Raw genomic sequence first — 25987 nt, forward strand, 5'->3', positions numbered from 1 at the left:
CACAAAATGGCAAGCAAAATAGCCCCGCACTAGTCTTCGTCGTATTGCGGGCCGCCATAGTTATCAAACCGCGACCACTGACCGTTAAAGGTCAGGCGGACGGTACCGATCGGGCCGTTACGTTGCTTACCGAGGATGATTTGCGCGATGCCTTTTTCTTCACTGTTATCGTGATAGACCTCGTCACGATAGATGAACATGATTAAGTCGGCGTCCTGCTCGATGGAGCCGGATTCACGTAAATCGGAGTTGACCGGGCGTTTATCCGCACGTTGCTCCAGGCTTCGGTTGAGCTGCGACAGCGCCACTACCGGCACCTGCAATTCTTTCGCCAGTGCTTTCAGCGAGCGGGAAATTTCGGCGATTTCCAGCGTACGGTTATCGGACAGCGCCGGAACGCGCATCAGCTGGAGGTAGTCGATCATGATCAGGCTCAGCCCGCCGTGCTCACGGAAGATGCGTCGGGCGCGCGAACGAACTTCGGTTGGCGTCAGGCCGGACGAGTCATCGATATACATGTTCCGCTTTTCGAGCAGAATGCCCATGGTGCTGGAGATACGCGCCCAGTCTTCATCATCAAGCTGACCGGTACGGATTTTGGTCTGGTCGACGCGGGACAGTGACGCCAGCATACGCATCATGATCTGATCGCCGGGCATCTCCAGACTGAAGATTAACACCGGTTTATCCTGCATCATCGCCGCATTTTCGGCGAGGTTCATCGCAAAGGTGGTTTTACCCATCGACGGACGCGCCGCGACAATGATCAGGTCAGATTTTTGCAAACCGGCGGTTTTCTTGTCGAGGTCGGCATAGCCGGTCGAGACGCCCGTTACGCCATCATGCGGGCGCTGGAACAGTTCTTCGATACGGGAAACGGTGCTTTCCAGAATGCGGTCGATGCTTTTCGGGCCTTCGTCTTTACTGGCGCGGCTTTCGGCAATCTGGAATACGCGGGATTCGGCTAAGTCCAGCAGGTCTTCGCTGCTGCGACCCTGCGGATCATAGCCCGCGTCGGCAATTTCATTGGCGACGGAAATCATTTCACGCACCACCGCACGTTCACGCACGATGTCTGCGTAAGCACCGATGTTTGCCGCACTTGGGGTGTTTTTCGAGAGTTCTGCCAGATAGGCGAAACCGCCGACGGAGTCCAGATCGCCTTTCTGTTCCAGAGATTCAGAAAGCGTGATCAGGTCGATCGGTTTGCTCATTTCCAGCAAACGCTGCATTTCGGTAAAAATCAGGCGATGCGGGCGGCTGAAGAAGTCATTGCTGACCACGCGCTCGGCGACGTTATCCCAGCGTTCGTTGTCCAGCATCAGCCCGCCCAGAACGGATTGTTCAGCTTCCAGCGAATGCGGCGGAAGTTTCAACCCTTCCATCTGGCGATCGCGGTTTTCGTTCTGTTGATTGGTCGGTTTTTTTGCTGCCATCTGTGGATTAATTCCTGCTCTAAGCGCCTGTTTTATGAGCGTCGGGTTTCCAAAAATCGGAGCCTGACTCGCGCGACAGTATAAACCATTTCAAAAGGGTATTAACCCTTAGTGCCGAAAATCTGGATTGTCCCGGACATTTAGCCTAGGGTTGAAATCAGGCTCCATCACGAGGAAAAAACATGGCGAAGCGCATCCAGTTTTCTGAAACAGGCACCCCTGAGGTTCTGCAATATGTTGATTATCAGCCACAAGATCCGCAGGCTGGCGAGGTTCAGGTTGAGAACAAAGCCATCGGCATCAACTATATCGATACTTACGTGCGCAGCGGTTTGTACCCACCGGCGAGTTTCCCGGCGGGTTTAGGCACCGAAGCGGCAGGCGTGGTCAGCAAAGTCGGCAGCGGCGTGACCGGCATCAAACCGGGCGACCGCGTGGTGTATGCGCAATCCGCGCTCGGCGCTTACAGTGAATTTCATAACGTGCCGCAGGAAAAAATTGCCCTGCTGCCGGATGCCATCAGCTTTGAACAGGCCGCCGCCTCCTTCCTGAAAGGGCTGACGGTTTATTATTTGCTGCGTAAAACCCATGAAGTGCAGGCCGGTGAAACCATTCTTTTCCATGCCGCCGCCGGTGGCGTGGGTCTGATTGCCTGTCAGTGGGCGAAAGCCCTGGGTGTAAAACTGATTGGCACCGTCGGGTCGGACGAAAAGGCAGAGCGCGCCAAACAGGCGGGCGCCTGGGCGACCATCAACTATCAAAAAGAAGATATCGCGACCCGCGTGGCGGAACTGACCGGTGGCGAGAAAGTCGGGGTGGTGTACGACTCGGTGGGTAAAGATACCTTCGAGAAATCGCTTAACAGCCTGAAACGCCGTGGTTTGCTGGTCAGTTTCGGTAATGCTTCCGGCCCGGTGAAAGGCGTGGATCTGGCGATCCTCAATCAGAAAGGCTCCCTGTTTGTCACCCGCCCTTCCCTCAATGGCTACGTGACCAACCGTGAAGAACTCGAGGAAGCCAGCAGCGAGCTGTTTTCACTGATTGCCAGTGGTGCGATAAAAGTCGATGTCAGCGACGCGCAGAAATTCCCGCTCGCAGAGGCAAAACGCGCACATGAAACGCTGGAAAGCCGCGTGACACAGGGTTCAAGTTTACTCATCCCATAAAAGTGTCCCTGAGCCAATGCAAAAAAGGCTTTCACAGATGTGAAAGCCTTTCTTACTGTCTGATTCAGACGACCTCTGATTTCAGACGGGTACTGCTGTAGGGTACTGCCGGGTAAATCCACAGGGCGATGTCACTTAAGCGACTATTGTGTGCCTCAGCGGACTTGATGAATTCGGTTTACAGCCTGCTGGCTGCCAATGAATTCCATCCTAACAGTCACCCATGTTAAAAAATATGATTTATGCGTTTCTACCGCACATTCTGACCCAGCTTGTGATCGCTAGCACATAAGCAAAAGTTATCGCTGCAACGGTTACATTTTTTTGTGCTTAAAAGACAGCCAGCAATCATCATATTTTCAGTGGGTTACGCGAACCAATTATTGATCGTCGTGATTACGGTAAACGACGGCGACGATATTTTGGTTCATCTGGCCGGATAAATGCCCGGTAAATCCAGACGGCCACCACCGCCAAAACCAGCCACGGCAACATTTTAATAACAATTGCCAAAAAGCCACCCAACATCATCAGCGCAAAGGCCACGACCAGCGCCGCAATCATGCCCAGCAAAGAGATGCCGGTGAGCATCAGCATAAAGAAAAAACCAAGCACGAAGAGAATTTCCAGCATCGGGTGCTCCTTAATAAGCCATGTGTAATAAGACATGATGTCAAAACACATCTTGGCTATTACAAGAAACGTGCCAGTATGAAAGGAGAATTAATCCGCTGAATCATAAGAGAAAAATAATACGCAGGCGCGAACGGCCTGCGCAGAGATAGTGAATCTGACTAACTGATAGTGATTTTGCTCACTGGCTTTTTATCGCGGTCAGGCCTGCGCCGCCATTTCCTGCTGCTGAGCGACCATCTGCAATGCCTGTTCAACCACATCAATACCTGCACCGGCTTTATGTGCATTCTCACTGAGATGGCGACGGAACTGACGTGCGCCCGGCACGCCCTGGAACAGTCCCAGAATGTGGCGGGTAATGTGGCCGAGGTAGGTTCCTTTGCTCAGCTCTGCTTCAATATACGGGTACAGCGCACGGATAATGTCCGGCCCGCTTTTCAGCGGCGTGTCGGCACCGAACAGCTCGCGATCTACATTCAGCAACATGCCCGGATTCTGGTAAGCCTCGCGCCCCACCATCACGCCATCCATATATTGCAGATGGGTTTTGGCTTCTTCGAGCGTCTTAATGCCGCCGTTAATTGCCATCGTCAGATGCGGGAAATCACGTTTAAGCTGATACACGCGCGGGTAATCCAGCGGCGGGATTTCACGGTTCTCTTTCGGGCTGAGGCCGGAAAGCCAGGCTTTACGCGCATGGATAATGAAGGTATCGCAGCCGCCGTTTTCAGACACCTGACGGATGAAATCACAGAGGAATTCGTAGCTGTCCTGATCGTCGATACCAATGCGGGTTTTGACCGTGACCGGAATGGAAACCACATCGCGCATCGCTTTAATGCAGTCGGCAACCAGCGATGCCTGCCCCATCAGACAGGCACCAAACATGCCGTTTTGTACGCGATCCGACGGACAACCGACATTCAGGTTAATTTCGTCATAGCCACGTTCTTCCGCCAGCTTCGCACAATGCGCCAGATCGGCAGGATTGCTGCCGCCAAGCTGCAAGGACACCGGATGTTCTTCATCGCCAAAGCCCAGATAATCCCCTTTGCCGTGAATGATGGCACCGGTGGTCACCATTTCGGTATACAGCAAGGTCTGACCGGTCATCAGCCGGTGAAAATGGCGGCAGTGACGATCAGTCCAGTCGAGCATGGGCGCAACGGAAAAACGCTGAGCGGAAAAAGGGGTGGTCCGGGGCATTGCGTGTTGAGTTTCTGACATCGGCCTGACATTCGCTGAAGGGGTTCGTGGCGCTCCTTCCGGCGTGACCGCCAGAGGGAATGTAATCGCTGATTATATCACAGAACAAAGATTCGGCATCTTGTGCCGTTAAGCGAACGAATGACGACGCCGTATCACATCTGAATGGCGCATAATTCGGCGTTTTGCCGCAAGCATGATAAAATCAACACAGGTCGCATGATGTGGCCTGTCTCCCCCCATCTGCGCTCAGAGAACGTTGCTATGACCCTGAATAATCCGGAAAAATTACTTTCACAAGCTGAAGAACTTTGCCAGCAGCGCAATGTTCGCCTGACCCCGCAGCGGCTGGAAGTACTGCGTCTGATGACGCAACAACCCGGTGCGATCAGCGCCTATGATTTGCTGGACTTGCTGCGTGTCAGCGAGCCGCAGGCAAAACCGCCGACCGTTTACCGTGCGCTGGATTTTCTGCTGGAACAAGGGTTTATCCACCGCGTTGAGTCAGCGAACAGCTATGTGCTGTGCCACCATTTTGAAGAGCCGAGCCACACCTCTGCGCTGTTTATCTGCGACCGCTGCGGGCTGGTCACCGAAAAAACCACGGATGGCATTGAAGAGCGCCTGGCAAAACTGGCGTCAGAGTCCGGATTTGAACTTCGTCATTCGGTGGTGGAAGCGCATGGATTGTGTGCGGAATGTAAAGTCGTGGAAACCTGCGACAGCCATGATCACTGCGATCACGACCACAGTATTGTGGTGAAAAAACGCTGAGGGATGAAGGGGTAACGACGAATAACTTGCGGGGGTAAGGGTTGGGTACTTCCGTGTACCCGTATCCTGAATTGTTCCGGGTAGGAGCAGCTAAAGCCAGGATACGTCACTGATACGCGAGGGGGAGTCGCGTGTTACCAGTGATATTTATTTTTGGTTTCCCATTCATTGAGCTCTTTCTCGGCCTGATCTTTCTGATAGCCGTAACGCTCCTGAATTTTACCGACCAACTGATCACGTTTACCTTCAACCACTGTCAGGTCGTCATCCGTCAGCTTGCCCCATTGTTCTTTCACTTTCCCTTTGAACTGTTTCCAGTTACCGTCGGCTTGGTCCTTATTCATAAAATATCTCCTGTTACCTTGGGTTTCGTGAACTGCATTTCTCGCTTGCAGTTCGTCCTTAACACTTTAAAGGTTAGTAGAGAATCCCGATTAATCCTCCCGAAACAGGGATAAAAAGCGTTATTAGGATTAATCCAAAGCAGAAAATAACGATACGCCGGGGTTTATGCCTTTGAAAAATGCGGAAAAATCCCCCCATTCAGGACGTAAACCAGGTGTCATGACGCCAGTAACGACGCCATATCCAGCCCAGCGACAGCCCCCGCAGCCCCAGAAACACCATCAGTGCCAGCCACAGGGCATGGTTACCCAGCAGCGGTAAGGTGAACAGTGTCAGACCGTATCCCAGCGCCGCCACCAGCATGCTGTTACGCATATCCCGCCCGCGCGTTGCGCCTATGAACATACCATCCAGCAAATAGCACCAGACGGCCACCAGGGGCAGGATGATCTGCCAGCCGAGATAATGGTCAGCCAGCTCACGCAGTTCAGGTAATGACGTCAGCGCGTTAATGATCGCGTCACCCGCCAGGGCATAAACCAGCGCGAAAAACAGGGCGACCAGCCCGGCCTGACGACACGCGGCGTGCCAGACATTCAGCAGTTTTTCGCGGTTACGGGCACCGAACGCCTCACCGGAATGCGCTTCAATGGCGTAGGCAAAACCATCCAGCGCAAAAGCGGTAAACGTCAGCAGATTCATCAGCACCGCGTTCACCGCCACGACGTGACTGCCCAGCCGCGCGCCCAGAATAGTCAGTGAGGCAAAGCAAAGCTGGAGCAGCAATGACCGCAGCATGATGTCGCGGTTAAGCCCCAGCAGACGACGCAGGTTACCGCGCCATGCAGAGGTGATTTCTTCACCGGTAATACCGCGTTGTTTCATCACCCGCCAGACAAAATACAATCCGATCAGCAGGGTGAAATACTCCGAACTGGCGGTCGCCATGGCGGCACCACGCACGTTCCAACCCAGCCCGATCACCAGCCACAGATCCAGAATGATATTAAGCAGATTCCCGGCAATCAGCAGGATCACGGGCCCGCGCACATACTGAATCCCCAGCAGCCAGCCGAGGATCACCAGATTGGCCAGCGATGCCGGCGCACTGAACCAGCGGATTTCAATAAACAACCTCGCCTGTTCCAGTACCGGCTGGCTACCGCCGACAATGTGAAATGCCAGTTCCATCAGCGGATGGCGGAATAACACAATGATGGCACCGGCCAGCACGGCCAGAAGAAAAGGCTGTACGAAGGCACGCGCCAGCAGCTGATTGTCTTTCGCGCCGAGCGCCTGCGCGGTCATGCCGGTGGTGCTCATGCGCAGAAACAACAGCAGCATAAAGAGGAAAGTGGTGATCATAGAACCGACAGCCACACCGCCGAGATAATCCGGGCTGTCGAGATGGCCGATCACTGCGGTATCCACCAGCCCGAGCAACGGCACCGTGATATTGGAAAAAATCATCGGCAACGCCAGCATCCACAGTGCTTTATCGGCAGGACTTAGAAAGGTGTTTTGGAATTTTTGTCGCAGGGAATGATGTTGCATAGAGAATCTCATGCCGGAGGTTCAGGTTATGCCTGTAAATGACATCGCCCCGAAAGGGGCGACGATGAGAGAAAATGCTTTCTCTTTGAATTCAAATGAATGCCGGAGGCGGCCGCCATCCCTATTCAACTATGTTCGATACTATCGAGACCAGACGCTAAATCGAAGCATCTGGCTCACGAATTTGAGCGAGTAATTCGAGTTATATCAAGGCGGCAACTGAGCGAACACCGGGAGCATACACCAGTATGTGACCGGGGTTCGCGAAGGCAGCCAACGAAGAGATAGCTCGAAGTACGAAGATCAAATCCAGTTGCCGTTGCGGATGACGCCTACGGCTAAACCTTCAATGCTGAAATTCTGCTCGCGCAAATCCACCACAATCGGCTGGAACTCGCTGTTTTCAGGCAATAACTGCACCACGCTGCCCTGTTTTTTCAGGCGTTTCACGGTGACTTCGTCATCAATGCGGGCCACAACGACCTGACCGTTACGCACATCCTGCGTTTTATGCACGGCCAGTAAATCACCGTCGAGGATACCGATATCACGCATCGACATACCGCTGACGCGCAGCAGGAAATCGGCGCTCGGCTTAAACATCGCCGGATCGACCTGATAATGGCCTTCAATATGTTGCTGAGCCAGAAGCGGTTCACCGGCAGCCACACGGCCGATCAGCGGTAAACCTTCTTCTTCTTCCATCAGCAGGCGGATGCCACGTGACGCACCGGAGACAATCTCGATAACGCCCTTACGTGCCAGCGCTTTCAGATGCTCTTCCGCCGCATTGGGAGAACGAAACCCCAGACGTGACGCAATCTCTGCGCGGGTGGGTGGCATACCGGTGGTGGAGATATGATCGCGAATAAGGTCATAGACCTCTTGTTGTCTGGTCGTTAAAGCTTTCATTCCGCCCCCTGGTTGTTTATACAGTCTTGCTGTGAGTATATACAGCTAAACGGCCAATGAAAACCTAAGATTGAATAAAAACAGGGCATAACGGTGATTCCTGGAATGCAGATTCCAAATCAGAACCATCGCGGCCAAAAGATGCTGACCCAGACAAAAATCGCCAATATGATGGTCAGCAGTACGGCAGCGGAGCCGATATCTTTGGCGCGGCCTGACAGTACGTGAAATTCAGGGCCGATGCGGTCAATCGCACATTCCACCGCGCTGTTGAGCAGTTCGGTGACGCACACCAACACCACTGAGCCAATCAGCAGAATGCGTTCTATGCTGCTGACATCGCACCAGAATGATAATAAAATTAACGGGATAGCCACACTGGCTTCCTGGCGAAAAGCCGCTTCGTTTTGCCATGCGGCTTTCAATCCTTTCCAGGAATAGCCAGCCGCTTTATAAATTCGGGTAAATCCAGTGACTTGATTCGCCATTTGGGGTACTGATCCTTGAAGGGTTGTCCTTAAAAGTGTGCCGTATTTTAGCTTTTATATGACCACAGATCTCCACGGATCTTTCTGGTATCCTTGCGGCGAAATGGCTAACAAGAGGCTTCACGTTTTTATGTCAGGTTGGCGTAGACTTTATTACACATTATTGAATTTACCACTCTCATTGCTGGTAAAGAGCAAGGTCATACCTTCAGATCCCGTTACCGAGTTGCATTTAGACCCGACGCGGCCAATTCTGTACGTATTGCCTTATAACTCTAAAGCCGATTTGCTGACGTTGCGTGCGCAATGTCTGGCGCAGAATCTGCCCGATCCCCTGATCCCGTTAGAAATCGACGGAACCCTGCTGCCAAGCCACGTTTTCATTGCTGAAGGGCCGCGTGTCTTCTCGTATTACACGCCAAAGCAGGAATCGGTAAAACTGTTCCACGATTATCTGGACTTACACCGCAATAATCCGGAGTTAGACATTCAGATGTTGCCGGTGTCGGTGATGTTTGGCCGTGCGCCGGGTCGTGAAGGTCAGGACGATACGCCGCATTTGCGCGTGCTGAACGGCATTCAGAAATTCTTCGCCGTGTTGTGGCTGGGACGCGACAGTTTTGTCCGTTTCTCTAATACCGTTTCCCTGCGCTATATGGCGACAGAGCACGGTACAGATAAAACCATCGCGCAGAAACTGGCCCGCGTGGCGCGGATGCATTTCTCCCGCCAGCGTCTGGCCGCCGTTGGCCCGCGTCTTCCGGCTCGTCAGGATTTATTCAATAAATTACTGGCCTCCAAAGCGATTGAAAAAGCCATTGAAGACGAGGCGCGCAGCAAAAAGATTTCCCATGAAAAAGCCCAGCAAAACGCCATCGCCCTGATGGAAGAGATTGCCGCCGACTTCTCTTATGAAGCCGTGCGCCTGTCTGACCGTGTGCTGAGCTGGACGTGGAACCGTCTGTACAAAGGCATCAATGTTAATAATGCCGAACGTGTACGCCAGCTCGCGCTGGACGGTCAGGAAATCGTCTATGTGCCCTGCCACCGCAGCCACATGGACTATCTGCTGCTCTCTTACGTGCTCTATCATCAGGGGCTGGTGCCGCCGCATATCGCCGCCGGTATCAACCTGAACTTCTGGCCAGCCGGTCCGATTTTCCGCCGTCTGGGCGCGTTCTTCATCCGCCGTACCTTCAAAGGCAACAAGCTGTATTCGACGGTTTTCCGTGAATATCTGGGCGAACTGTTTAGCCGTGGTTATTCGGTGGAATACTTTGTCGAAGGCGGTCGTTCACGCACCGGACGTCTGCTGGAACCGAAAACCGGTACGCTGGCAATGACCATTCAGGCCATGCTGCGCGGCGGTTCACGTCCGATTACGCTGGTGCCGATTTACATCGGTTATGAGCATGTGATGGAAGTGGGCACCTACGCCAAAGAATTGCGCGGTGCGACCAAAGAGAAAGAAAGTCTGACGCAGATGCTTAACGGCCTGCGCAAGCTGCGCAACCTTGGTCAGGGTTATGTGAACTTTGGTGAGCCGCTGCATCTGACCACTTACCTGAACCAGAACGTGCCGACCTGGCGTGAAGCCATCGATCCGATCGAAGCACAACGTCCGAGCTGGCTGACGCCAACGGTGCAGGATCTGGCAGAACAGATCATGGTGCGCATCAACAATTCGGCGGCAGCCAATGCCATGAACTTGTGTTGTACCGCGCTGCTGGCTTCCCGTCAGCGTTCACTGACCCGCGAACAACTGACCGAGCAAATCGACTGCTATCTGCAATTGCTGCGTAATGTGCCTTACAACGCGGATTCGACGGTGCCCGATCTGACTGCCGATCAGTTGCTCGATCATGCGCTGAACATGAACAAGTTCCAGGTTGAGAAAGACAACATCGGCGACATCATCGTTCTGCCTCGTGAACAGGCCGTGCTGATGACGTACTACCGCAACAACATCCATCATATGCTGGTGTTGCCGTCGCTGATTTCCAGCATTGTGATGCATCATCGTCAGGTCAGCCGCGCGGAATTACTGCGTCAGGTAGAACTGATTTATCCGATGCTGAAAGCCGAACTGTTTATGCATTTCGACACGTCTGAACTGCCACAGGTGCTGGATGTTCTGACGCTGGAACTGGCGCGTCAGCAAATCATTCATCTTGAAGATGATGAGCTGACACTCAATCCGGCGCGTATCCGCACGTTGCAGCTGCTGGCTGCCGGCGTACGTGAAACGCTGCAACGCTACGCGATCACTTTCTCCCTGCTCACCAATAATCCAAGCATCAACCGTGGTGCGCTGGAAAAAGAGAGCCGGATTATGGCGCAGCGTTTATCCGTGCTGCACGGTATCAATGCCCCTGAGTTCTTCGACAAAGCGGTGTTCTCGACGCTGGTCGGTACCCTGCGCGCCGAAGGCTATATCAGTGACACCGGCGATGCCATTCAGGAACAAACGCGTGAGATTTACCTCATGCTCAGTGACCTGATGACGCCGGATATCAAGCTGACGATTGAGAGTGCGGGTATGCCTTCCGAGCTGCCGCAACCGACGGAGCCACCGGCTGAGCCTAAGATGGATGTGCGCGATACCGATCACTAACCGGTATTAACGCACGCCAACTGACGGTAAAACAAAACGCCCGGACTTTTTACAGAGTCCGGGCGTTTTTTATGGCCGCTGAATCAGTTCAGGAACACTTATAACGTGAACGCCGACAGACTCATCAGAATACCGAGGAACAGCACCAGCCCGACATAGTTGTTCTGGCGGAAAGCCAGAAAACAGGCATTACGCTCGCGTTTGGCAATCAGCTTCTGCTGATGCACAAACAGCGCCGCAGCCAGCAGCAGCGACCAGTAGAACGGCGCGCCAAGCTGGGAAAGATGCCCGACAAACCCCATCAGCACCAGCGTCGCCAGTTGCAGCAGGCCGATAATCAGGGTGTCAAAACGGCCGAACAGAATGGCGGTAGATTTCACCCCGATCTTCAAATCATCGTCACGGTCGACCATCGCATATTGCGTATCGTAAGCCACCGTCCAGCAGATATTCGCCGCAAACATTAACCAGCAACTGAGCGGCACACTTTCGCTCACTGCGGCATATGCCATCGGGATCGCCCAGCCAAATGCGGCACCTAATACCACCTGCGGCAGATGACTAACGCGCTTCATGAACGGATAAATCCATGCCAGCGCCAGCCCGGCCAGCGACAGCAAAATGGTCATGCGGTTAAGCAACAGCACCAGCCCGAATGACACCAGCACCAGCCCGACGAACAAGATTTTCGCCTGTTTACCGGTGATCGCCCCGCTCGGCAATGGCCGGTTCGCGGTGCGTTTGACATGACCATCAAACTTACGATCGGCGTAGTCATTTACCACACAACCGGCGGCGCGCATGAAAAATACGCCCAGTACGAAGACCAGCAAAATTTTGGCTGACGGCATGCCGCCACCGGCCACCCACAATGCCCATAACGTCGGCCACAGCAGCAGCAGCGAGCCGATCGGCTTATCAATACGCATCAGGCGGCAGTAATCCCGCCATGTGCCCTGAGTCATACTTCCTGACACTCTCTGTTCTCCTTGTTGATCAGTCTGGCTCATGCCTTACTCACTTTGCCCTCTGGGCGGTGAACCGGCGAATCCGGGAGGAAAATTTCGGTCAGCAGCAAGGGTTTGTCAGACAGACGCAGGCGGGAACGGCGCGCCCATAATTCGCCCTGCTCACTGTGCAACTGGCCTAAATGAATGTAATCCCGCGACAAGTTATTGCCGCTGAACAGATAGCGCCCCAGCGGCACAGTGCCCAGATCGACCAGCGCCAGATCCGGCCCGGTCAGCGTTTCTTCAGGAATAACGGTACGTCCGAGCAACCACGGCTGTGCATCACCAAACAGCACGATTTCGCGGATCCAGTAACGGGCGCTTTCCGGCAGTTGCTGCGCTTCGCTTTCACCCAGTTCTTCACGGCTGACAAAACATTCGTTTTGCGGTTTCACGGTGACGGTAACACCCTGCTTTTCAAACCGGCGGGTCATGGATCCCATTTCCATCAGCCAGTCAGCCACATCGGCAGGGACTTGTGAGGGATCGTCGAACCAGTGGATCGGGGATTGTTCGGGAGAGTGGGAATCAGACATCAACGGCTCCGTAATGGAGGCATTCATACCTCCAATGAATTATCTGCCTCGCATTCTAGCGCATCAATGCGAGGCAGTAATTGCCTGATTTATTCGCGGCGCAGACGTTCGCCGTTCGCAAGGAACAGCGTCACCACCAGCACGAGGATCGCGCAGGCGTAAACCAATGTGTCGTAAGGACTTTTATGGTCGACGATGATCAGGCGGATAATCGCGGTGATGCCGATATAAATAAAATAGCGCAGCGGGAAATGATAACCCGACGAAAAGTATTTGATAATCAGGGCAATAAATTCGAAATAGAGGAAGTAAATGACAATCCCCTCGATCAGTAAATACGACGAAGACTGGTCGTTATTCACGAACAGAACCATCGCTAAATGGTAGGTTTCGCGCCCGATAAAAATCATCAGGATCGCGGCCAGCCCTAATAAGAAAACGTTCAAAATTCGCTGCATAATGACGGATATCATCATTGCGCGCTTGGATCCTGCCATGTGATCTACATCCCACTTTTGTTATGAATACCCGCAGAATACCACAGAGTCCGCGCCAGAAAACGGCCATTAAAAAAGGGTCAGCCGGTGAAGGCTAACCCTTTTATTTAGAAATATTGCGACCTGTCCCTCTAAATCATTCGGGCTGGATCAAGGCGGCAAGGGAACGAAGCCCCGGGAGCTTACATAAGTAAGTGACCGGGGTGAGTTCACGCAGCCAACGCTGAAACAGTCTGAAGGATAACGAGGGATTAGCGCCAGTTTTTAAAGCGGTTAATCAAACCGTTAGTCGAGCTGTCGTGGCCGGTAACATCTTTGTCACCTTCCAGTTCTGGCAGGATACGGTTTGCCAGCTGTTTGCCCAGTTCTACGCCCCATTGGTCGAAGGTGTAGATATTGAGGATCACGCCCTGAGTAAAGATTTTGTGCTCGTACATCGCGATCAACGCACCCAGGCTATAAGGCGTGATTTCACGCAGCAGGATGGAGTTGGTCGGACGGTTACCTTCGAACACTTTGAACGGTGCGACGTGTTTAACGTCTTCCGGTTTTTTACCCTGATCGGCGAATTCTTTCTCGACGACGTCGAGAGATTTACCGAAGGCCAGCGCTTCTGTCTGTGCAAAGAAGTTAGACAGCAGTTTGGCGTGGTGATCGCTCAGCGGGTTGTGGCTGATGGCCGGGGCGATGAAGTCACAAGGGATGATTTTGGTGCCCTGATGGATCAGCTGATAAAACGCATGCTGACCATTGGTGCCCGGCTCGCCCCAGATAATCGGGCCAGTCTGGTAATCCACTGGATTGCCGTTACGGTCAACGAACTTACCGTTGGATTCCATGTTGCCTTGCTGGAAGTACGCGGCAAAACGGTGCATGTACTGGTCGTATGGCAGGATAGCTTCGGTTTCAGTGCCGTAGAAATCGTTATACCAGATGCCGATCAGCGCCAGCAGAACCGGCAGGTTTTTCTCAGCCGGGGTATTCGCGAAGTGTTTATCCATCGCGTGCGCGCCGCTCAGCAGCTGTTCGAAATTATCGAAACCAACAGACAGGGCGATGGACAGACCGATGGCTGACCACAGAGAGTAACGGCCGCCGACCCAGTCCCAGAATTCGAACATGTTGTCGGTATCGATACCGAACTCGCTCACCGCTTTACCGTTGGTCGACAGCGCCGCGAAGTGTTTCGCCACGTGTTGGTTGTCGCCCGCCGTTTTCAGGAACCAGTCACGCGCGCTGTGGGCGTTGGTCATAGTTTCCTGGGTGGTGAAGGTTTTTGAGGCGACCAGGAACAGCGTGGTTTCCGGCGACAGGTCTTTCAGCGTTTCGGCGATGTGTGTGCCATCCACGTTGGAGACGAAATGCATGTTCAGGTGGTTTTTGTACGGACGCAGCGCTTCGGTGACCATGAACGGGCCGAGGTCTGAACCGCCGATCCCGATGTTCACCACGTCAGTGATGGCTTTGCCGGTATAACCTTTCCACTCGCCGCCGATAACGCGTTCGGTGAAGCCTTTGATTTTTGCCAGTACCGCATTCACTTCCGGCATCACATCCTTGCCGTCCACGACGATTGGCGTGTTGCTGCGGTTACGCAGCGCAACGTGCAGAACAGCACGGTCTTCGGTGCGGTTGATCTTCTCGCCAGAGAACATCGATTTGATGGCACCCTGAAGGTCAGTCTCTTTCGCCAGCGCCTGCAGTTTATCCAGAGTCTCTGTCGTAATGCGGTTTTTGGAGAAATCGACCAGCATCTGGTCTTCAAACGTGGCAGAGAATTTGGAGAAACGATCACCATCTTCAGCAAACAGATGGCTAATCTGCACATCTTTCATCTTGTCGAAATGCTGCTGCAGGGCTTGCCAGGCAGCGGTCTGAGTTGGATTGATATTTTTCATAGCAATGCTCTTAGGCTGAGAATAAATATGAGATAACTGACCCGATTGTAGCCTGAACTTCCCGGGAAGAGATGCCTTTTCTTGCGATAGGTTAGATCTGCTAAATCACAATGACAGAGAACAATATTAGATGAGAATCGTTCAAAATGTGGCGCATGAGCCGCCAGACCGTTGACAGACGGGCGAGAACCCGTTATTCCTAAGCACCTAACTCGCGCGCGTGTCGCGTGAGCCAGAAGAGGCGCGTCGCCCAGGTAGTGTATCGGAGGAGCCGAAATCCTGCGAAGGTACATCAGGGGGAGCGACGCCGAGGTCTGAAGCCCGCGGCAGGCATACGATCGACTACAGGGGCTGAATCCCCTGGGTTGTCACCGGGCATCCGCGAGGATGTCGACAAGGTGGGGCGCTTCTGGGTGTATCGTAGCATTTCTACGTCTGCCCCCTTCCCGCTCTCCCCTTGTGCCAATTCTTGAAATGATGGAATAGATGGCCGTCTGGTATGACGACCCCGACACGAGGTTTTACATGAATTACGCAGCATCCCGCAACGCCAACCCGCAGCCTCTGGGCAACGTTATCGTCGCCAAATTCGGCGGTACCAGCGTAGCGGATTTCGACGCCATGAACCGCAGCGCAGACATCGTGCTTGCGCGCCCTGAAGTGCGTCTGGTTGTTCTTTCCGCGTCTGCGGGCATCACCAATTTATTAGTCGAGCTGGCCGAAGGCAAAGAAACCGAACGCCGGGTGTTCCTGCTGGATGAAATCCGCCGGATCCAGAGTGCCATTATCGACCGCCTCGATAATCCGACGGTGATCCGCGAAGAAATCGGCCGCATGCTGGAAAATATCGCCATGCTGTCCGAAGCGGCGAGCCTCGCGACCTCCACCGCGCTGACCGACGAACTGGTCAGCCACGGCGAACTGATGTCTACCCTGCTGTTTGTTGAAATCATCCGCCAGCGCAACGTGCCGGTGGAATGGTTCGACGTGCGTAAAATCATGCGTACCAACGATCGTTTTGGCCGTGCCGAGCCGGACACGCAGGCATTAAACGAACTGACCGTGCAACAGCTGCAACCGCGTTTGCAGGATGCGCTGGTGATCACTCAGGGCTTTATCGGTTCAGAAGGCAAAGGCCGCACGACTACCTTAGGCCGTGGCGGCAGCGATTACACCGCCGCATTGCTGGGTGAAGCGCTGGGCGTTTCCCGTGTGGATATCTGGACTGACGTGCCGGGGATTTATACCACCGACCCGCGTCTGGTGCCGGCAGCAAAACGTATTGACCGCATCGCCTTTGAAGAAGCGGCAGAAATGGCCACCTTCGGCGCGAAAGTGCTGCACCCGGCGACCTTGCTGCCTGCGGTGCGTCGCGGCATTCCGGTGTTTGTCGGCTCCAGCAAAGATCCGTCGGGCGGCGGCACGTTGGTGTGCGATACCACCGACAACCCGCCGCTGTTCCGTGCGATTGCCCTGCGTCGCAGACAAACGCTGGTCACGCTGCACAGCCTGAGCATGTTGCATTCACGCGGTTTCCTCGCCGAAGTGTTTGGCATTCTGGCGCGTCACAGCATTTCCGTTGACCTGATTACAACGTCAGAAGTCAGCGTGGCACTGACCCTCGATACCACCGGTTCGACTTCTTCCGATGCCAGCCTGCTGACCACTTCGCTGCTGACAGAATTATCCTCACTGTGCCGCGTGGAAGTGGAAGAAAATCTGGCGCTGATCGCGATTATCGGCAACAAATTGTCGCAGGCCTGTGGCGTCGGCAAAGAAGTCTTCGGCGTGCTGGATCCGTTCAATATCCGCATGATTTGCTACGGCGCAAGCAGCTACAATCTGTGCTTCCTGGTGCCGGGCAACGATGCCGATCAGGTCGTCAAAACACTACACCGCAACCTATTCGAACAATAACGGGCGCGGTATCTGTGAAGACCGGGCCATGTGCCCGGTCTTTTTTTTGTCTGTACTTTTGCAAAACAACAAAGACAAGGATCATCCTCAATGTTAGCCAAAATCACCCGCCTGTTCCCGCTGTGGGCCGTGCTGTTATCCGTCGCGGCCTATTACTCCCCCGGCACGTTCACCCCGATCGGCCCGCATGTTTCCACCCTGCTGATGCTGATCATGTTCGCCATGGGCGTCACCCTCGAATTCGGTGATTTCAAACGCGTCCTTTCCCGGCCCGGCCCGGTGGCTGCCGCGACGTTCCTGCATTATCTGGTGATGCCGCTGGCCGCATGGGTGCTGGCAAAGCTGTTCCATATGCCCGCCGATCTGTCGGCGGGCATGATTTTAGTCGGCAGCGTCGCCAGCGGAACGGCATCTAACGTAATGATTTACCTTGCTAAAGGTGATGTCGCGCTTTCCGTGACGATTTCGGCAGTGTCCACGCTGGTCGGCGTTTTCGCCACGCCGCTGCTGACGCGTCTGTATGTCGATACGCACATCAAGGTGGATGTGGAAGGGATGCTGCTGAGCATTTTGCAGATCGTGGTGATCCCGATTCTGGCCGGTCTGATCATTCATCATCTGTTCACCAAAACCGTGAAACGTATCGAACCGCTGCTGCCGCTGTTCTCGATGGTCTGCATCGTGGCGATTATCAGCGCCGTGGTGGCGGGCAGTCAGGGCTTTATCGGTTCTGTGGGGCTGATCGTGATTGTGGCGGTGATCCTGCACAACGGCATCGGTCTGCTGAGCGGTTACTGGGGCGGGAAACTGTTTGGCTTTGATGAAACCACCTGCCGCACGCTGGCGATGGAAGTCGGGATGCAGAACTCAGGCTTAGCCGCGACGCTGGGGAAAATTTACTTCACCCCGCTGGCCGCGCTGCCGGGTGCGTTGTTCTCGGTCTGGCACAATCTGTCAGGTTCTTTGCTGGCGGGTTACTGGTCCGGTAAACCGGTTAAAAAAGACTGATTTTCCGACAGGAAAAAGGTGAAAAAAAACGGGCGCCTTCCTCAGCGCCCGTTTTTTTTGGTTTTACACCCGCTGCACATCATCGTTGGTTTCGCGCTGTTCATCTTCCTGCTCATCCTGATCCAGCACGTTATACGCCACCGCACAGAACAAGGAATTCAGACGTTTCATGTCGCCCAGCAGGCCGAGATGCAGCGAACTGGTTTCAATGCTCTGCACGTTATGCTGATGCAAACGGTCAACGTGCGCATGGGCGTAACGGCGGTCGAGAATGCGGAAACGGTGTTTCGAGCGGCGCAGGCGGCGCGCACTGGTCAGGTCATTTGACAGGAAAACCCCCAGACTCAGACGCAGGTTATCCAGCAGTTTTTCATGTAAGGCTTCCAGTTCCACCAGTCCTTCCGGCGAGAATGCCCGGCGTGTGGCGTGGGATTTGGCGGTGATATCGCCGGTCATCCGTTCGATAATGTCACCGGCCTGTTCCAGGTTCAGCGCCATTTCGATAATTTCAGCCCAGCGGCGGGAATCATCTTCGCCCAGCCCTTCTTTGTTGATTTGCGCCAGATACAGTTTGATGGCGGTATACAGCACATCAACGTCATCGTCGAGACGCCGTACTTCGCGATCCTGCGCCAGTTTACCGTGCATCACTTCGCGGTTGAGGATCAGCATATGCTCGACCACATCGCCCATGCGCAGGGTTTCGCGGGCGGCATTGGCCAGCGCCAGCGTCGGCGTATCAATCGCACTGACGTCCAGATGGCGCGGGCGCAAACGCGGATCGTCTTCCGGCACATCGGCAATCATCAGCTGGCAAATCTTCGCCATCGGCGCGGTCAGCGGCACCATCGCCAGACAGCGGATCAGGTTGTAGAACATGTGAAAATAAATCACCAGTTCTTCATCCGGAATGCCAAGACGCGACAGTTGCGTGGATAACGGCCCGACAAACGGCAGCACAATCACAAGACCAATCAGTTTAAACAGCGTACTGCCGAGCGCCACGCGACGACCGGCGGCGTTCATTTTGCTGGCATTGATCATCGCCAGCAGGCCGCTGCCGAGGTTGGCCCCGATCACCAGACACAGTGACACTTTGAGGGAAATCACGCCGGTGGCCGCGAGCGTTGCCGTCAGCAGAACCGCCGCCAGACTGGAATAACTGATGATGGCAAACACTGCGCCGGTCAGGGCATCAAGCAGCACATCACCGGTCAGGGAAGAGAACAACACTTTCACACCGGACGCCTGCATGATCGGCGTTGCTGCGCCAACGATCAGCTCCAGCGCCAGTAAAATCAGACCCAGCCCGATCCCGACGCGCCCCATTTGTCCGGCGCGGGTTTGTTTACGGCTGAGGAAGAAGGCCACGCCGACGAAAATCAGCAGCGGAGAAAGCCAGGAGAGATCAAACGTCAGGATACGCGCCATCACGGCGGTCCCGACATCTGCACCGAGAATAATCACCAGCGCAGGTGCCAGCGCCACCAGCCCCTGAGACACAAACGACGTGACCAGCAGCGCGGTGGCATTACTGCTTTGCACCAGCGCAGTCACGCCAATGCCCGCCACAAAAGCCAGCGGTTTTTTCTCGACGCTGTTACTCAGAACGCGGCGCAGATTGGCGCCAAAAACACGCATGATGCCGGTACGCACGATGTGCGTACCCCATACGAGCAAAGAAATAGCAGACAACAGATGCAAAAGGGTTAACACGAAAGAACGGCTCCATTAACGCCAGGCATAGACCGGCCATCCTGCCTGCCGGGCGTGCTGGAGCAGGATGGCGTCCGGATTCACTGCCACGGGCTGGCCCACGCGGGTCAGCAACGGCAGATCATTATGAGAATCCGAATAAAAACGGGCGTGTTGTAACAGGGATTCGTCCTGATTGATGAGATGCAGCAACCGCGACACTTTTCCCTCGCGATAGGTCATCGTCCCCTGCGTGGCACCGGTAAAGCGCCCGTCTTTCATTTCAACACCGATGGCCAGCGTTTCTTCCACACCGAGGAAACGGGCAATCGGCTGCACCAGATGCTCACCGGAGGCGGAAATAATCACCGTCCGGTCGCCCTGCGCGCGATGTGCTGCGAGGCATTCACGCGCCTGCGCATAAATACGCGGGGCAATCACATCCTCGATATAACTGGCGACCATCGTCGCCACGTCATCTTCACGGCGGCCAATCAGCGGCACCAGGGTACAGCGCATGTACTCCTGCATATCCATCTGACCTGCCGCATATTGTTGCATCAGGGCGGCATCCTGTTGCAGAAAAGCCTGCTCATCCGCCACCCAACCTTTCGCGACCATATAGGCTGACCACAAACTCGAACAGTCGCCGCTAATCAGGGTTTCATCGAGATCAAACAGCGCCAGTTTCATGCAACTTCCCGTAACGTAACAAGATCTAACTGTAGACCAATATTGCTGCCATCAGCGCGAAGTGAGGCCACAGAGCGGTTTAAGACATCCACAGACAGCTCCACACCGTGCGCTGAAACGCGATAACGCACGACGTTGCCGAGCAGGCTGTGGCTGAGAATTTTAGCCGGAATGCCTTCAATCAGATCACATATCGTGACCGACTCGGGACGGATGGCAACGCGCCCGGTGTAACGAATGCCGGTCAGCGCCATCGCCTGTTCAGGGCTGAGCAGGTTGTAGCTGCCGATAAAACCCGCCGCAAAGGCATCCACCGGTTCAGTATACAGGGTTTCGGCGTCGGCATTTTGGACGATTTGCCCTTTGTTCATCAGCACGATGCGGTCAGACATGGTCAGCGCTTCTTCCTGATCGTGGGTCACAAAAATCGCCGTCAGGTTCATTTCGCGCTGAATACGGCGGATTTGCTCACGCAAATGCTTGCGGATACGGGCATCCAGCGCGGACAGCGGTTCATCGAGCAACAACAGGCGCGGCTGCGTCACCAGTGAACGGGCCAGCGCCACACGCTGACACTGACCGCCGGAAAGCTGATGCGGATAACGTCTGGCGTAATCGTTCATTTCCACCAGTTCCAGCACTTCCGCGACGCGGCGTTGCAACTCTGAGGCCGGGATTTTTTGCATTTTCAAACCAAAGGCGACATTGGCTTCCACTGTCATATTCGGAAACAGCGCATAGCTCTGGAAGACCATGCCGATACCGCGCTGTTGTGGCGGCAGCGGCACGATATCCTGTCCCTGAATCAGAATTTTTCCGCTGTCGACAGAGGTCAGCCCCGCCAGACAGCGCAGCAGCGTGGATTTCCCGCAGCCGCTTGGTCCCAGCAACGTGACGAATTCGCCCTCTTCTGCCGAGAAATCGATGTTGTTGAAAATCTGCGTCGGACCGTAAGACTTGTTGAGTTGAGTGACCTGCAAATACGACATAATCAGCGCGTTCCTTTGTTCAGCACGTTCGCCACCCAGGTGAAAATCAGGACGACCATGAAATAGGAGATGACCAATGCGCTGGTGAAATGGCCACTGCCATTGCGCATGTTATAGAGGTAAACCTGAACCGTTTCATAACGGCTGCCCGCCAGCAGATTGGCGAACACAAATTCCCCGATCAGGAAAGAAAACGACAGCAGGATGGCGATCATCCCGCCTTTGCGTAAGTTGGGCAAAACCACCAGCAGCGCCGCTTTCCAGGTACTGGCACCGAGCAGATGCGCCGCATCCATCAGGTCGCGCAGGTTGATCGCCTGCATGTTGTTGGAAATGGCGCGATAGATAAACGGCAAGGCGATGGTGAAGTAACACCCGATCAGGATCCACGGCGTACCGGTCAGCGCGAGAGGTTCCGCAGAATACAACTGCATCAGCCCCACCGATGACACCACCGGCGGCACGGCGAACGGCAGCAAAATCAGGATGTTCATCAGCGCATCGAGCTTTGGGAAATAGTAAGCAATCACAAACATCAGAGGCAGGATCAGCACCAGCGAGAGGAAAAGCGTGCCGAAACACACCAGCAGCGAGTGCCAGAGCGCGATCAGGAAACGCGGATCACTCCATAATTCCACCAGCCATTTGAGGGTAAACCCGCTGGGCAAAATGGTGGCGCCCCATTCCAGCACCAGCGCATACACCAGCGTCGCCAGCAACGGCAACATCAGGACAATCAGTAAAACCCAGATCACCACACGGTGGTAAATCGCTTCAGACCGCGACATTTTACGTTCCTTTTCTTTCCGTCAGCCGCGCTGACTGAGATAACTTTTACGCAATAACCACTGATGGATCAGCGTGATAAAGGCCATCAGCACCACCAGTAACATTGCCAGTGCACTGCCCATATTCGGGTCGAGGGAGATATCCCCTGAGACCAGCGCCGCGATGCGCACCGGCACCACGTTGAAGTTGCCGGTGGTCAGCGCATACACCGTGGCATACGCGCCCAGGGCGTTAGCCAGCAAAATCACGAAGGTACCGAGCAGCGCCGGGAACAGCACCGGAATGCCGATATGACGCCAGTAACTCCAGCGCCCCGCGCCCAGCAACGCCGCCGATTCGCGCCAGTCTTCGCGTAATGCATCAAAAGCCGGATACAGCAGCAACACGCCGAGCGGGATCTGGAAATAGGTATAGAGCACAATCAGGCCGTCTTTCGAATACAGGTCGAAGTGTTCCATCAGGCCATATTTTCTCAGTAACAATGTCAGACAACCGTTCAGCCCCAGCAGGATCACAAAGGCGAAGGCCAGCGGTACGCCCGCAAAGTTGCTGGTCATATTGGTAAACGACATCACAAAATCATGCAGCTTTGTCGGGCCTAACTGACGAAGTGAGTAACTGCCCACTAACGCGATAAGCAAACCGTACAAACTCGACCAGATGGAAATATCCAGCGAGAAACGCATGGCCTGCAGATAAAAAGGAGATGTCAGAATGTCGCTGTAATTGCCCAGCCCCCAGGCCTCATAGGTTTCGCTGTAAAAGCTGCTCACCGCAATCCAGGCCAGCGGCGCCAGCTGAAAAGCGATGAAAAAAACCAGAAATGGCAGCATAAACAATGCTGCAATCCACTTAGCTTTCATCGGGTATCCTTTAAAAGTGACGGGGTTCAGGCCAGTAATGCCGGGCAATGTGGCTTGTCATGAGCAATATTCAGGATCTGACACAGAGTTCCGCACAGCTCGGTTTGCAGCGGCGCGGCCTCTTTAAAGCTGAATGCACTGCCGAAAACAAATAAAGGCACCTGACGCTCCTCCGGCAAAATACCGCCGTGGCTGCGGTCATCGTTCATGCCGTGGTCAGCGGTGACAATGACCTGATAACCCGCGTCCAGCCAGTCGCCGAGATAGCGCGACAGAATGCCATCCGCCGTCCGCGCTTTGTTGCGGTATTGCGGCGTCGACAGGCCGAATTTATGTCCGGCATCATCAATGTTCATCGGGTGGATCAGCAGAAAATCGGGATCATGACGACGTCGCAGGCTTTCGGCGTCATCGAAAAGATGCGAATCGGGATAGCCGTCGTCGTAATAAAAATGACCGTGCTGGATAGCCAGCGAATCGTCGCTGGTATGGCGGTCGCGAGGGGGATCAAACGGCGTGCGGTTATACAACTCGCTGACCCAGTGATAGGCCGCAGCCGCCGTCGTCAGACCGGCGTCGCGGGCATAGTGAAAAATACTGCGTTGTGTTGATAACCGGTCAACGTGGTTATGAACAATGCCACTCACCACCGGCGTCACACCGGTGAGAATGCATTCATAAAGCGGCCGGGACAGCGAAGGCAATTCGCATTCCAGTTGATACAAGCGGCCGCGTCCTGCGGCACACTGCGCCTGTAAATAGCCCATTGCGTCTTTGGCGACCTGATAATTCAGGCCGTCCAGTACTACCAGAATGCTCTTCATCCACGTATGCCTTTCGTACAGGTGTTGTGATTAATCAATGCGTTCGCTGCCCGGTGTTTCTTATTTTTTTAGGTCATTACTGCTGCATATTGATCATGACGTTTTCTTGCCACAGGCGAGGCAAGGTTTTTGCGCTCTTATCCCAGGCAGCGGGATCGGCAATCGGGTGCGCATTTTTGTATTCACCGGATGGCAGCAGTTTGGCTTTTGCGTCGTCCGGCAGGGTGATGTGGTCCGCACGGATCGGACGGGCATAACCCTGCGCTAAGTTGATCTGACCGGCATCAGAGAAAATGTATTCACGCGCCAGTTTGGCGGCATTCGGGTGTTTGGCGAATTTGTTGATGATGGTGGTATAACCGGAAGTGATGGAGCCGTCAGAAGGGATCACCACGTCGAAGCGGGTCTTATCAATTTTGTCGCGATAGCTCAGACCGTTGAAGTCCCAGACCACACCAACCTGCACTTCACCTTTTTCCAGAGAAGCAATCACCGGGTTAGTCAGGCTCAGACGCCCTGCTTTCGCCAGTTTGCCGAAATATTCCAGACCCGGCTTGAGATCTTTTTCATTTCCGCCCATGGCGTAAGTGGCTGCCAGCACGCCGTTTGCGGCCTGCGCGGCGGTGCTCACATCACCGATTGTCACTTTGTATTTGCTCTTCAGCAGATCCGCCCAGCTGTGCGGCTCATCTTTAACCTGAGATTTATCAATGATGAACGCGATAGTGCCGGTGTAAGCGAGTGCCCACATACCGTCTTTATCTTTCGCCCAGTCTGGCACCTGATCCCAGGTGGTGGGTTTATAAGGCTGAGTCACGCCTTTTTGCACAGCAACCGGACCAAAGGCAGCACCCACGTCACCAATATCGGCGCTGGCATTGTCTTTCTCTGCCAGGAACTTTGCGATTTCCTGAGCAGAACTCATGTCGGTATCGCTGTGCTTCAGGCCATATTTGGTGCTCAGATCAGCCCAGGTGGCTTTCCAGTTCGCCCAGTCATCAGGCATACCGACACTGTTTACCGTTCCTTCGGCTTGCGCCGCTTTCAGGAGTTCAGCAGGAGGTTCAGCGGCAAATGCCGATGAAGCGGAGAAGACAAGTGCGCTGGTTAACACAGAAGCGAACAACTGTTTCATAACGGATGCTCCGGATGGTAGTGTGTGTGAAGTGCTGGTCTAGTCCAGCAAGAACCAAGCCAATCTAACGATCAATTGTGATAATTATATGTCAGCGTGAAAAAGCAGCAGTTTTAAGCTTCCAGCTGTTAACAGGCGCACATTATTTACGCGATAAAGAGTCGGATTGGTGCAAAAACGCACTGAAATGAGGCTTGCTGTCCGATGAGTGAAGCGCAGACCACCCTTGCCGTTATCTGCAAGGCATTGAGCGAAAGCATTGCAGCCGGGGCATTTTCTGCCGAGGGAAGGCTGCCTTCTGAGCGCGCGTTAAGTGAACAATTTTCTACTACCCGGATCACGTTACGGGAAGCCTTGAGCCAGCTTGAGGCACAGGGGCTGATTTACCGGGAAGTGCGCCGTGGCTGGTTTGTCTCCCCGCCGCGCATTATCTATAACCCGTTGCAAAGAAGTCACTTTCACGCCATGGCGAAAGATCAGGGCCGCAGCGCCCAGACCGAAGTGATTGATGCGAAGCACTGCATTGCTGGCCGTGCGGTGTGTCTGAAATTACTGTTACCGCCAGACAGCGAGGTGATTTGCATCCGCCGGTTGCGGTATATCGACAACCGCCCGGTACTGTATGTCGAACACTATCTCAATCCATTGTATTTTCAGGGGATTCTCGACGCTGATCTCACGGCATCCCTGACAGATTTGTATGCATCTCGTTATGATATTCATTACGGGCGGGTACGGTTCGATATGGTGCCGACATTGCTGAGCGGCGAGGCTTCACACGCGTTGCGCGTGGCGTCAGGCAGTCCGGCTCTGTTTATCACACGGACCAACCGCGACCAGCACGATCGGGTCATCGACTGTGATCTGGAATACTGGCGCTATGACGCTCTGCACATCGATGTGGAAGTGAGTTGATTTAAGTGGAAAAAAACACCGATGGGATACCCTAAATCATTCGAGATGAATCAAGGCGGCAACTGAATGAACCCCAGGAGCTTACTG

The 25987-nt window shown here is 54.2% G+C and carries 24 protein-coding genes and 1 riboswitch; of the genes, 6 read left to right on the forward strand and 18 right to left on the reverse strand.

Going from position 1 to position 25987, the window contains the following annotated elements:
- Positions 1 to 29: 29 nt before the first annotated feature.
- Positions 30 to 1436 (reverse strand): replicative DNA helicase, encoded by a 1407-nt coding sequence (gene dnaB / locus EYY67_RS17525; protein WP_013577363.1) that lies wholly within the window; start codon positions 1434 to 1436, stop codon positions 30 to 32.
- 182 nt (positions 1437 to 1618) lie between these two features.
- Between dnaB and EYY67_RS17530 the strand changes: the two genes are divergently transcribed.
- Positions 1619 to 2602, forward strand: a complete 984-nt coding sequence (locus EYY67_RS17530; RefSeq protein ID WP_131694007.1) for a quinone oxidoreductase — start codon at positions 1619 to 1621, stop codon at positions 2600 to 2602.
- A 396-nt stretch (positions 2603 to 2998) separates the two neighbouring features.
- Here EYY67_RS17530 and pspG read toward each other — a convergent pair whose 3' ends face one another.
- Complete coding sequence (gene pspG, locus EYY67_RS17535; RefSeq protein ID WP_095924325.1) at positions 2999 to 3235, reverse strand: envelope stress response protein PspG; 237 nt, start codon at positions 3233 to 3235, stop codon at positions 2999 to 3001.
- A gap of 201 nt (positions 3236 to 3436) precedes the next feature.
- Entirely contained in the window at positions 3437 to 4444 is a 1008-nt protein-coding gene (dusA, locus tag EYY67_RS17540) for a tRNA dihydrouridine(20/20a) synthase DusA (protein WP_131694008.1), read from the reverse strand.
- A 264-nt stretch (positions 4445 to 4708) separates the two neighbouring features.
- On the opposite strand from dusA, the gene zur reads away from it, so the two are divergent.
- Positions 4709 to 5218: a zinc uptake transcriptional repressor Zur gene (zur, locus tag EYY67_RS17545; RefSeq protein ID WP_095924323.1), complete on the forward strand. Its 510-nt coding sequence runs from the start codon at positions 4709 to 4711 to the stop codon at positions 5216 to 5218.
- A 134-nt stretch (positions 5219 to 5352) separates the two neighbouring features.
- Here zur and EYY67_RS17550 read toward each other — a convergent pair whose 3' ends face one another.
- From EYY67_RS17550 to EYY67_RS17565, 4 genes are all read right to left on the reverse strand, one after another.
- Positions 5353 to 5562 carry a CsbD family protein gene (locus EYY67_RS17550; protein ID WP_013577368.1) on the reverse strand — a complete coding sequence of 70 codons (210 nt, stop codon included), beginning with the start codon at positions 5560 to 5562 and terminating at the stop codon, positions 5353 to 5355.
- Positions 5563 to 5761: 199 nt separating this feature from the next.
- Positions 5762 to 7117, reverse strand: coding sequence for an MATE family efflux transporter DinF (gene dinF / locus EYY67_RS17555; protein WP_095924322.1), 1356 nt, complete (start codon positions 7115 to 7117; stop codon positions 5762 to 5764).
- 303 nt (positions 7118 to 7420) lie between these two features.
- Positions 7421 to 8029, reverse strand: a complete 609-nt coding sequence (gene lexA / locus EYY67_RS17560) for a transcriptional repressor LexA (protein WP_095924321.1) — start codon at positions 8027 to 8029, stop codon at positions 7421 to 7423.
- A 119-nt stretch (positions 8030 to 8148) separates the two neighbouring features.
- Positions 8149 to 8517: a diacylglycerol kinase gene (locus EYY67_RS17565; protein WP_095924320.1), complete on the reverse strand. Its 369-nt coding sequence runs from the start codon at positions 8515 to 8517 to the stop codon at positions 8149 to 8151.
- 130 nt (positions 8518 to 8647) lie between these two features.
- Here EYY67_RS17565 and plsB point away from each other — a divergent pair, with 130 nt between their 5' ends.
- On the forward strand, positions 8648 to 11131 hold the full coding sequence (gene plsB / locus EYY67_RS17570) for a glycerol-3-phosphate 1-O-acyltransferase PlsB (RefSeq protein WP_095924319.1): 2484 nt from the start codon (positions 8648 to 8650) through the stop codon (positions 11129 to 11131).
- Positions 11132 to 11229: 98 nt separating this feature from the next.
- Here the strand turns inward: plsB and ubiA are convergent, their stop codons facing one another.
- The 4 genes from ubiA to pgi form a co-directional block, all read right to left on the reverse strand.
- Positions 11230 to 12096: a 4-hydroxybenzoate octaprenyltransferase gene (ubiA, locus tag EYY67_RS17575; protein WP_119823723.1), complete on the reverse strand. Its 867-nt coding sequence runs from the start codon at positions 12094 to 12096 to the stop codon at positions 11230 to 11232.
- Between the two features lie 41 nt (positions 12097 to 12137).
- Positions 12138 to 12677 (reverse strand): chorismate lyase, encoded by a 540-nt coding sequence (gene ubiC / locus EYY67_RS17580; protein WP_119823725.1) that lies wholly within the window; start codon positions 12675 to 12677, stop codon positions 12138 to 12140.
- A gap of 89 nt (positions 12678 to 12766) precedes the next feature.
- Positions 12767 to 13174: a phosphate-starvation-inducible protein PsiE gene (psiE, locus tag EYY67_RS17585; RefSeq protein ID WP_095924316.1), complete on the reverse strand. Its 408-nt coding sequence runs from the start codon at positions 13172 to 13174 to the stop codon at positions 12767 to 12769.
- 251 nt (positions 13175 to 13425) lie between these two features.
- Entirely contained in the window at positions 13426 to 15072 is a 1647-nt protein-coding gene (gene pgi, locus EYY67_RS17590) for a glucose-6-phosphate isomerase (RefSeq protein ID WP_119823727.1), read from the reverse strand.
- Positions 15073 to 15300: 228 nt separating this feature from the next.
- Positions 15301 to 15489: riboswitch (Lysine riboswitch) on the forward strand.
- A 108-nt stretch (positions 15490 to 15597) separates the two neighbouring features.
- Between pgi and lysC the strand changes: the two genes are divergently transcribed.
- Positions 15598 to 16989 (forward strand): lysine-sensitive aspartokinase 3, encoded by a 1392-nt coding sequence (gene lysC / locus EYY67_RS17595; protein ID WP_095925258.1) that lies wholly within the window; start codon positions 15598 to 15600, stop codon positions 16987 to 16989.
- A gap of 90 nt (positions 16990 to 17079) precedes the next feature.
- Positions 17080 to 17997 carry a ketopantoate/pantoate/pantothenate transporter PanS gene (gene panS / locus EYY67_RS17600; protein WP_095924314.1) on the forward strand — a complete coding sequence of 306 codons (918 nt, stop codon included), beginning with the start codon at positions 17080 to 17082 and terminating at the stop codon, positions 17995 to 17997.
- 63 nt (positions 17998 to 18060) lie between these two features.
- On the opposite strand, the gene EYY67_RS17605 is transcribed toward panS, so the two are convergent.
- The 7 genes from EYY67_RS17605 to EYY67_RS17635 form a co-directional block, all read right to left on the reverse strand.
- Positions 18061 to 19713: a Na/Pi cotransporter family protein gene (locus EYY67_RS17605; protein WP_095924313.1), complete on the reverse strand. Its 1653-nt coding sequence runs from the start codon at positions 19711 to 19713 to the stop codon at positions 18061 to 18063.
- A 15-nt stretch (positions 19714 to 19728) separates the two neighbouring features.
- Entirely contained in the window at positions 19729 to 20385 is a 657-nt protein-coding gene (locus EYY67_RS17610) for an HAD family hydrolase (RefSeq protein ID WP_095924312.1), read from the reverse strand.
- A complete protein-coding gene (locus tag EYY67_RS17615; RefSeq protein WP_131694009.1) occupies positions 20382 to 21374 on the reverse strand; it encodes an ABC transporter ATP-binding protein in 993 nt (330 codons plus the stop codon). The genes EYY67_RS17610 and EYY67_RS17615 overlap by 4 nt, the downstream gene beginning before the upstream one ends.
- 2 nt (positions 21375 to 21376) lie before the next feature.
- Positions 21377 to 22162 carry an ABC transporter permease gene (locus EYY67_RS17620; protein WP_131694010.1) on the reverse strand — a complete coding sequence of 262 codons (786 nt, stop codon included), beginning with the start codon at positions 22160 to 22162 and terminating at the stop codon, positions 21377 to 21379.
- Positions 22163 to 22183: 21 nt separating this feature from the next.
- Positions 22184 to 23026: an ABC transporter permease gene (locus tag EYY67_RS17625; RefSeq protein ID WP_095924309.1), complete on the reverse strand. Its 843-nt coding sequence runs from the start codon at positions 23024 to 23026 to the stop codon at positions 22184 to 22186.
- A 26-nt stretch (positions 23027 to 23052) separates the two neighbouring features.
- The gene (locus EYY67_RS17630) at positions 23053 to 23850 is read right to left on the reverse strand and encodes an alkaline phosphatase family protein (RefSeq protein ID WP_131694011.1); all 798 of its coding nucleotides are present in this window, start codon (positions 23848 to 23850) and stop codon (positions 23053 to 23055) included.
- A gap of 76 nt (positions 23851 to 23926) precedes the next feature.
- On the reverse strand, positions 23927 to 24985 hold the full coding sequence (locus tag EYY67_RS17635) for an ABC transporter substrate-binding protein (protein ID WP_095924307.1): 1059 nt from the start codon (positions 24983 to 24985) through the stop codon (positions 23927 to 23929).
- A gap of 204 nt (positions 24986 to 25189) precedes the next feature.
- Here EYY67_RS17635 and EYY67_RS17640 point away from each other — a divergent pair, with 204 nt between their 5' ends.
- Positions 25190 to 25900, forward strand: coding sequence for a UTRA domain-containing protein (locus tag EYY67_RS17640; protein ID WP_131694012.1), 711 nt, complete (start codon positions 25190 to 25192; stop codon positions 25898 to 25900).
- Positions 25901 to 25987 lie beyond the last annotated feature (87 nt).

This window comes from Rahnella victoriana (genome assembly GCF_004330295.1).
GTDB classification, from domain to species: Bacteria; Pseudomonadota; Gammaproteobacteria; order Enterobacterales; family Enterobacteriaceae; genus Rahnella; species Rahnella victoriana.

What these genes read in the sequence shown, in the direction of transcription:
- dnaB (WP_013577363.1), bottom strand. Translation starts at nt 1,436, where the DNA reads ATGGCAGCAAAAAAACCGACCAATCAACAGAACGAAAACCGCGATCGC.
- EYY67_RS17530 (WP_131694007.1), top strand. Translation starts at nt 1,619, where the DNA reads ATGGCGAAGCGCATCCAGTTTTCTGAAACAGGCACCCCTGAGGTTCTG.
- pspG (WP_095924325.1), bottom strand. Translation starts at nt 3,235, where the DNA reads ATGCTGGAAATTCTCTTCGTGCTTGGTTTTTTCTTTATGCTGATGCTC.
- dusA (WP_131694008.1), bottom strand. Translation starts at nt 4,444, where the DNA reads ATGCCCCGGACCACCCCTTTTTCCGCTCAGCGTTTTTCCGTTGCGCCC.
- zur (WP_095924323.1), top strand. Translation starts at nt 4,709, where the DNA reads ATGACCCTGAATAATCCGGAAAAATTACTTTCACAAGCTGAAGAACTT.
- EYY67_RS17550 (WP_013577368.1), bottom strand. Translation starts at nt 5,562, where the DNA reads ATGAATAAGGACCAAGCCGACGGTAACTGGAAACAGTTCAAAGGGAAA.
- dinF (WP_095924322.1), bottom strand. Translation starts at nt 7,117, where the DNA reads ATGCAACATCATTCCCTGCGACAAAAATTCCAAAACACCTTTCTAAGT.
- lexA (WP_095924321.1), bottom strand. Translation starts at nt 8,029, where the DNA reads ATGAAAGCTTTAACGACCAGACAACAAGAGGTCTATGACCTTATTCGC.
- EYY67_RS17565 (WP_095924320.1), bottom strand. Translation starts at nt 8,517, where the DNA reads ATGGCGAATCAAGTCACTGGATTTACCCGAATTTATAAAGCGGCTGGC.
- plsB (WP_095924319.1), top strand. Translation starts at nt 8,648, where the DNA reads ATGTCAGGTTGGCGTAGACTTTATTACACATTATTGAATTTACCACTC.
- ubiA (WP_119823723.1), bottom strand. Translation starts at nt 12,096, where the DNA reads ATGACTCAGGGCACATGGCGGGATTACTGCCGCCTGATGCGTATTGAT.
- ubiC (WP_119823725.1), bottom strand. Translation starts at nt 12,677, where the DNA reads ATGTCTGATTCCCACTCTCCCGAACAATCCCCGATCCACTGGTTCGAC.
- psiE (WP_095924316.1), bottom strand. Translation starts at nt 13,174, where the DNA reads ATGGCAGGATCCAAGCGCGCAATGATGATATCCGTCATTATGCAGCGA.
- pgi (WP_119823727.1), bottom strand. Translation starts at nt 15,072, where the DNA reads ATGAAAAATATCAATCCAACTCAGACCGCTGCCTGGCAAGCCCTGCAG.
- lysC (WP_095925258.1), top strand. Translation starts at nt 15,598, where the DNA reads ATGAATTACGCAGCATCCCGCAACGCCAACCCGCAGCCTCTGGGCAAC.
- panS (WP_095924314.1), top strand. Translation starts at nt 17,080, where the DNA reads ATGTTAGCCAAAATCACCCGCCTGTTCCCGCTGTGGGCCGTGCTGTTA.
- EYY67_RS17610 (WP_095924312.1), bottom strand. Translation starts at nt 20,385, where the DNA reads ATGAAACTGGCGCTGTTTGATCTCGATGAAACCCTGATTAGCGGCGAC.
- EYY67_RS17615 (WP_131694009.1), bottom strand. Translation starts at nt 21,374, where the DNA reads ATGTCGTATTTGCAGGTCACTCAACTCAACAAGTCTTACGGTCCGACG.
- EYY67_RS17620 (WP_131694010.1), bottom strand. Translation starts at nt 22,162, where the DNA reads ATGTCGCGGTCTGAAGCGATTTACCACCGTGTGGTGATCTGGGTTTTA.
- EYY67_RS17625 (WP_095924309.1), bottom strand. Translation starts at nt 23,026, where the DNA reads ATGAAAGCTAAGTGGATTGCAGCATTGTTTATGCTGCCATTTCTGGTT.
- EYY67_RS17630 (WP_131694011.1), bottom strand. Translation starts at nt 23,850, where the DNA reads ATGAAGAGCATTCTGGTAGTACTGGACGGCCTGAATTATCAGGTCGCC.
- EYY67_RS17635 (WP_095924307.1), bottom strand. Translation starts at nt 24,985, where the DNA reads ATGAAACAGTTGTTCGCTTCTGTGTTAACCAGCGCACTTGTCTTCTCC.
- EYY67_RS17640 (WP_131694012.1), top strand. Translation starts at nt 25,190, where the DNA reads ATGAGTGAAGCGCAGACCACCCTTGCCGTTATCTGCAAGGCATTGAGC.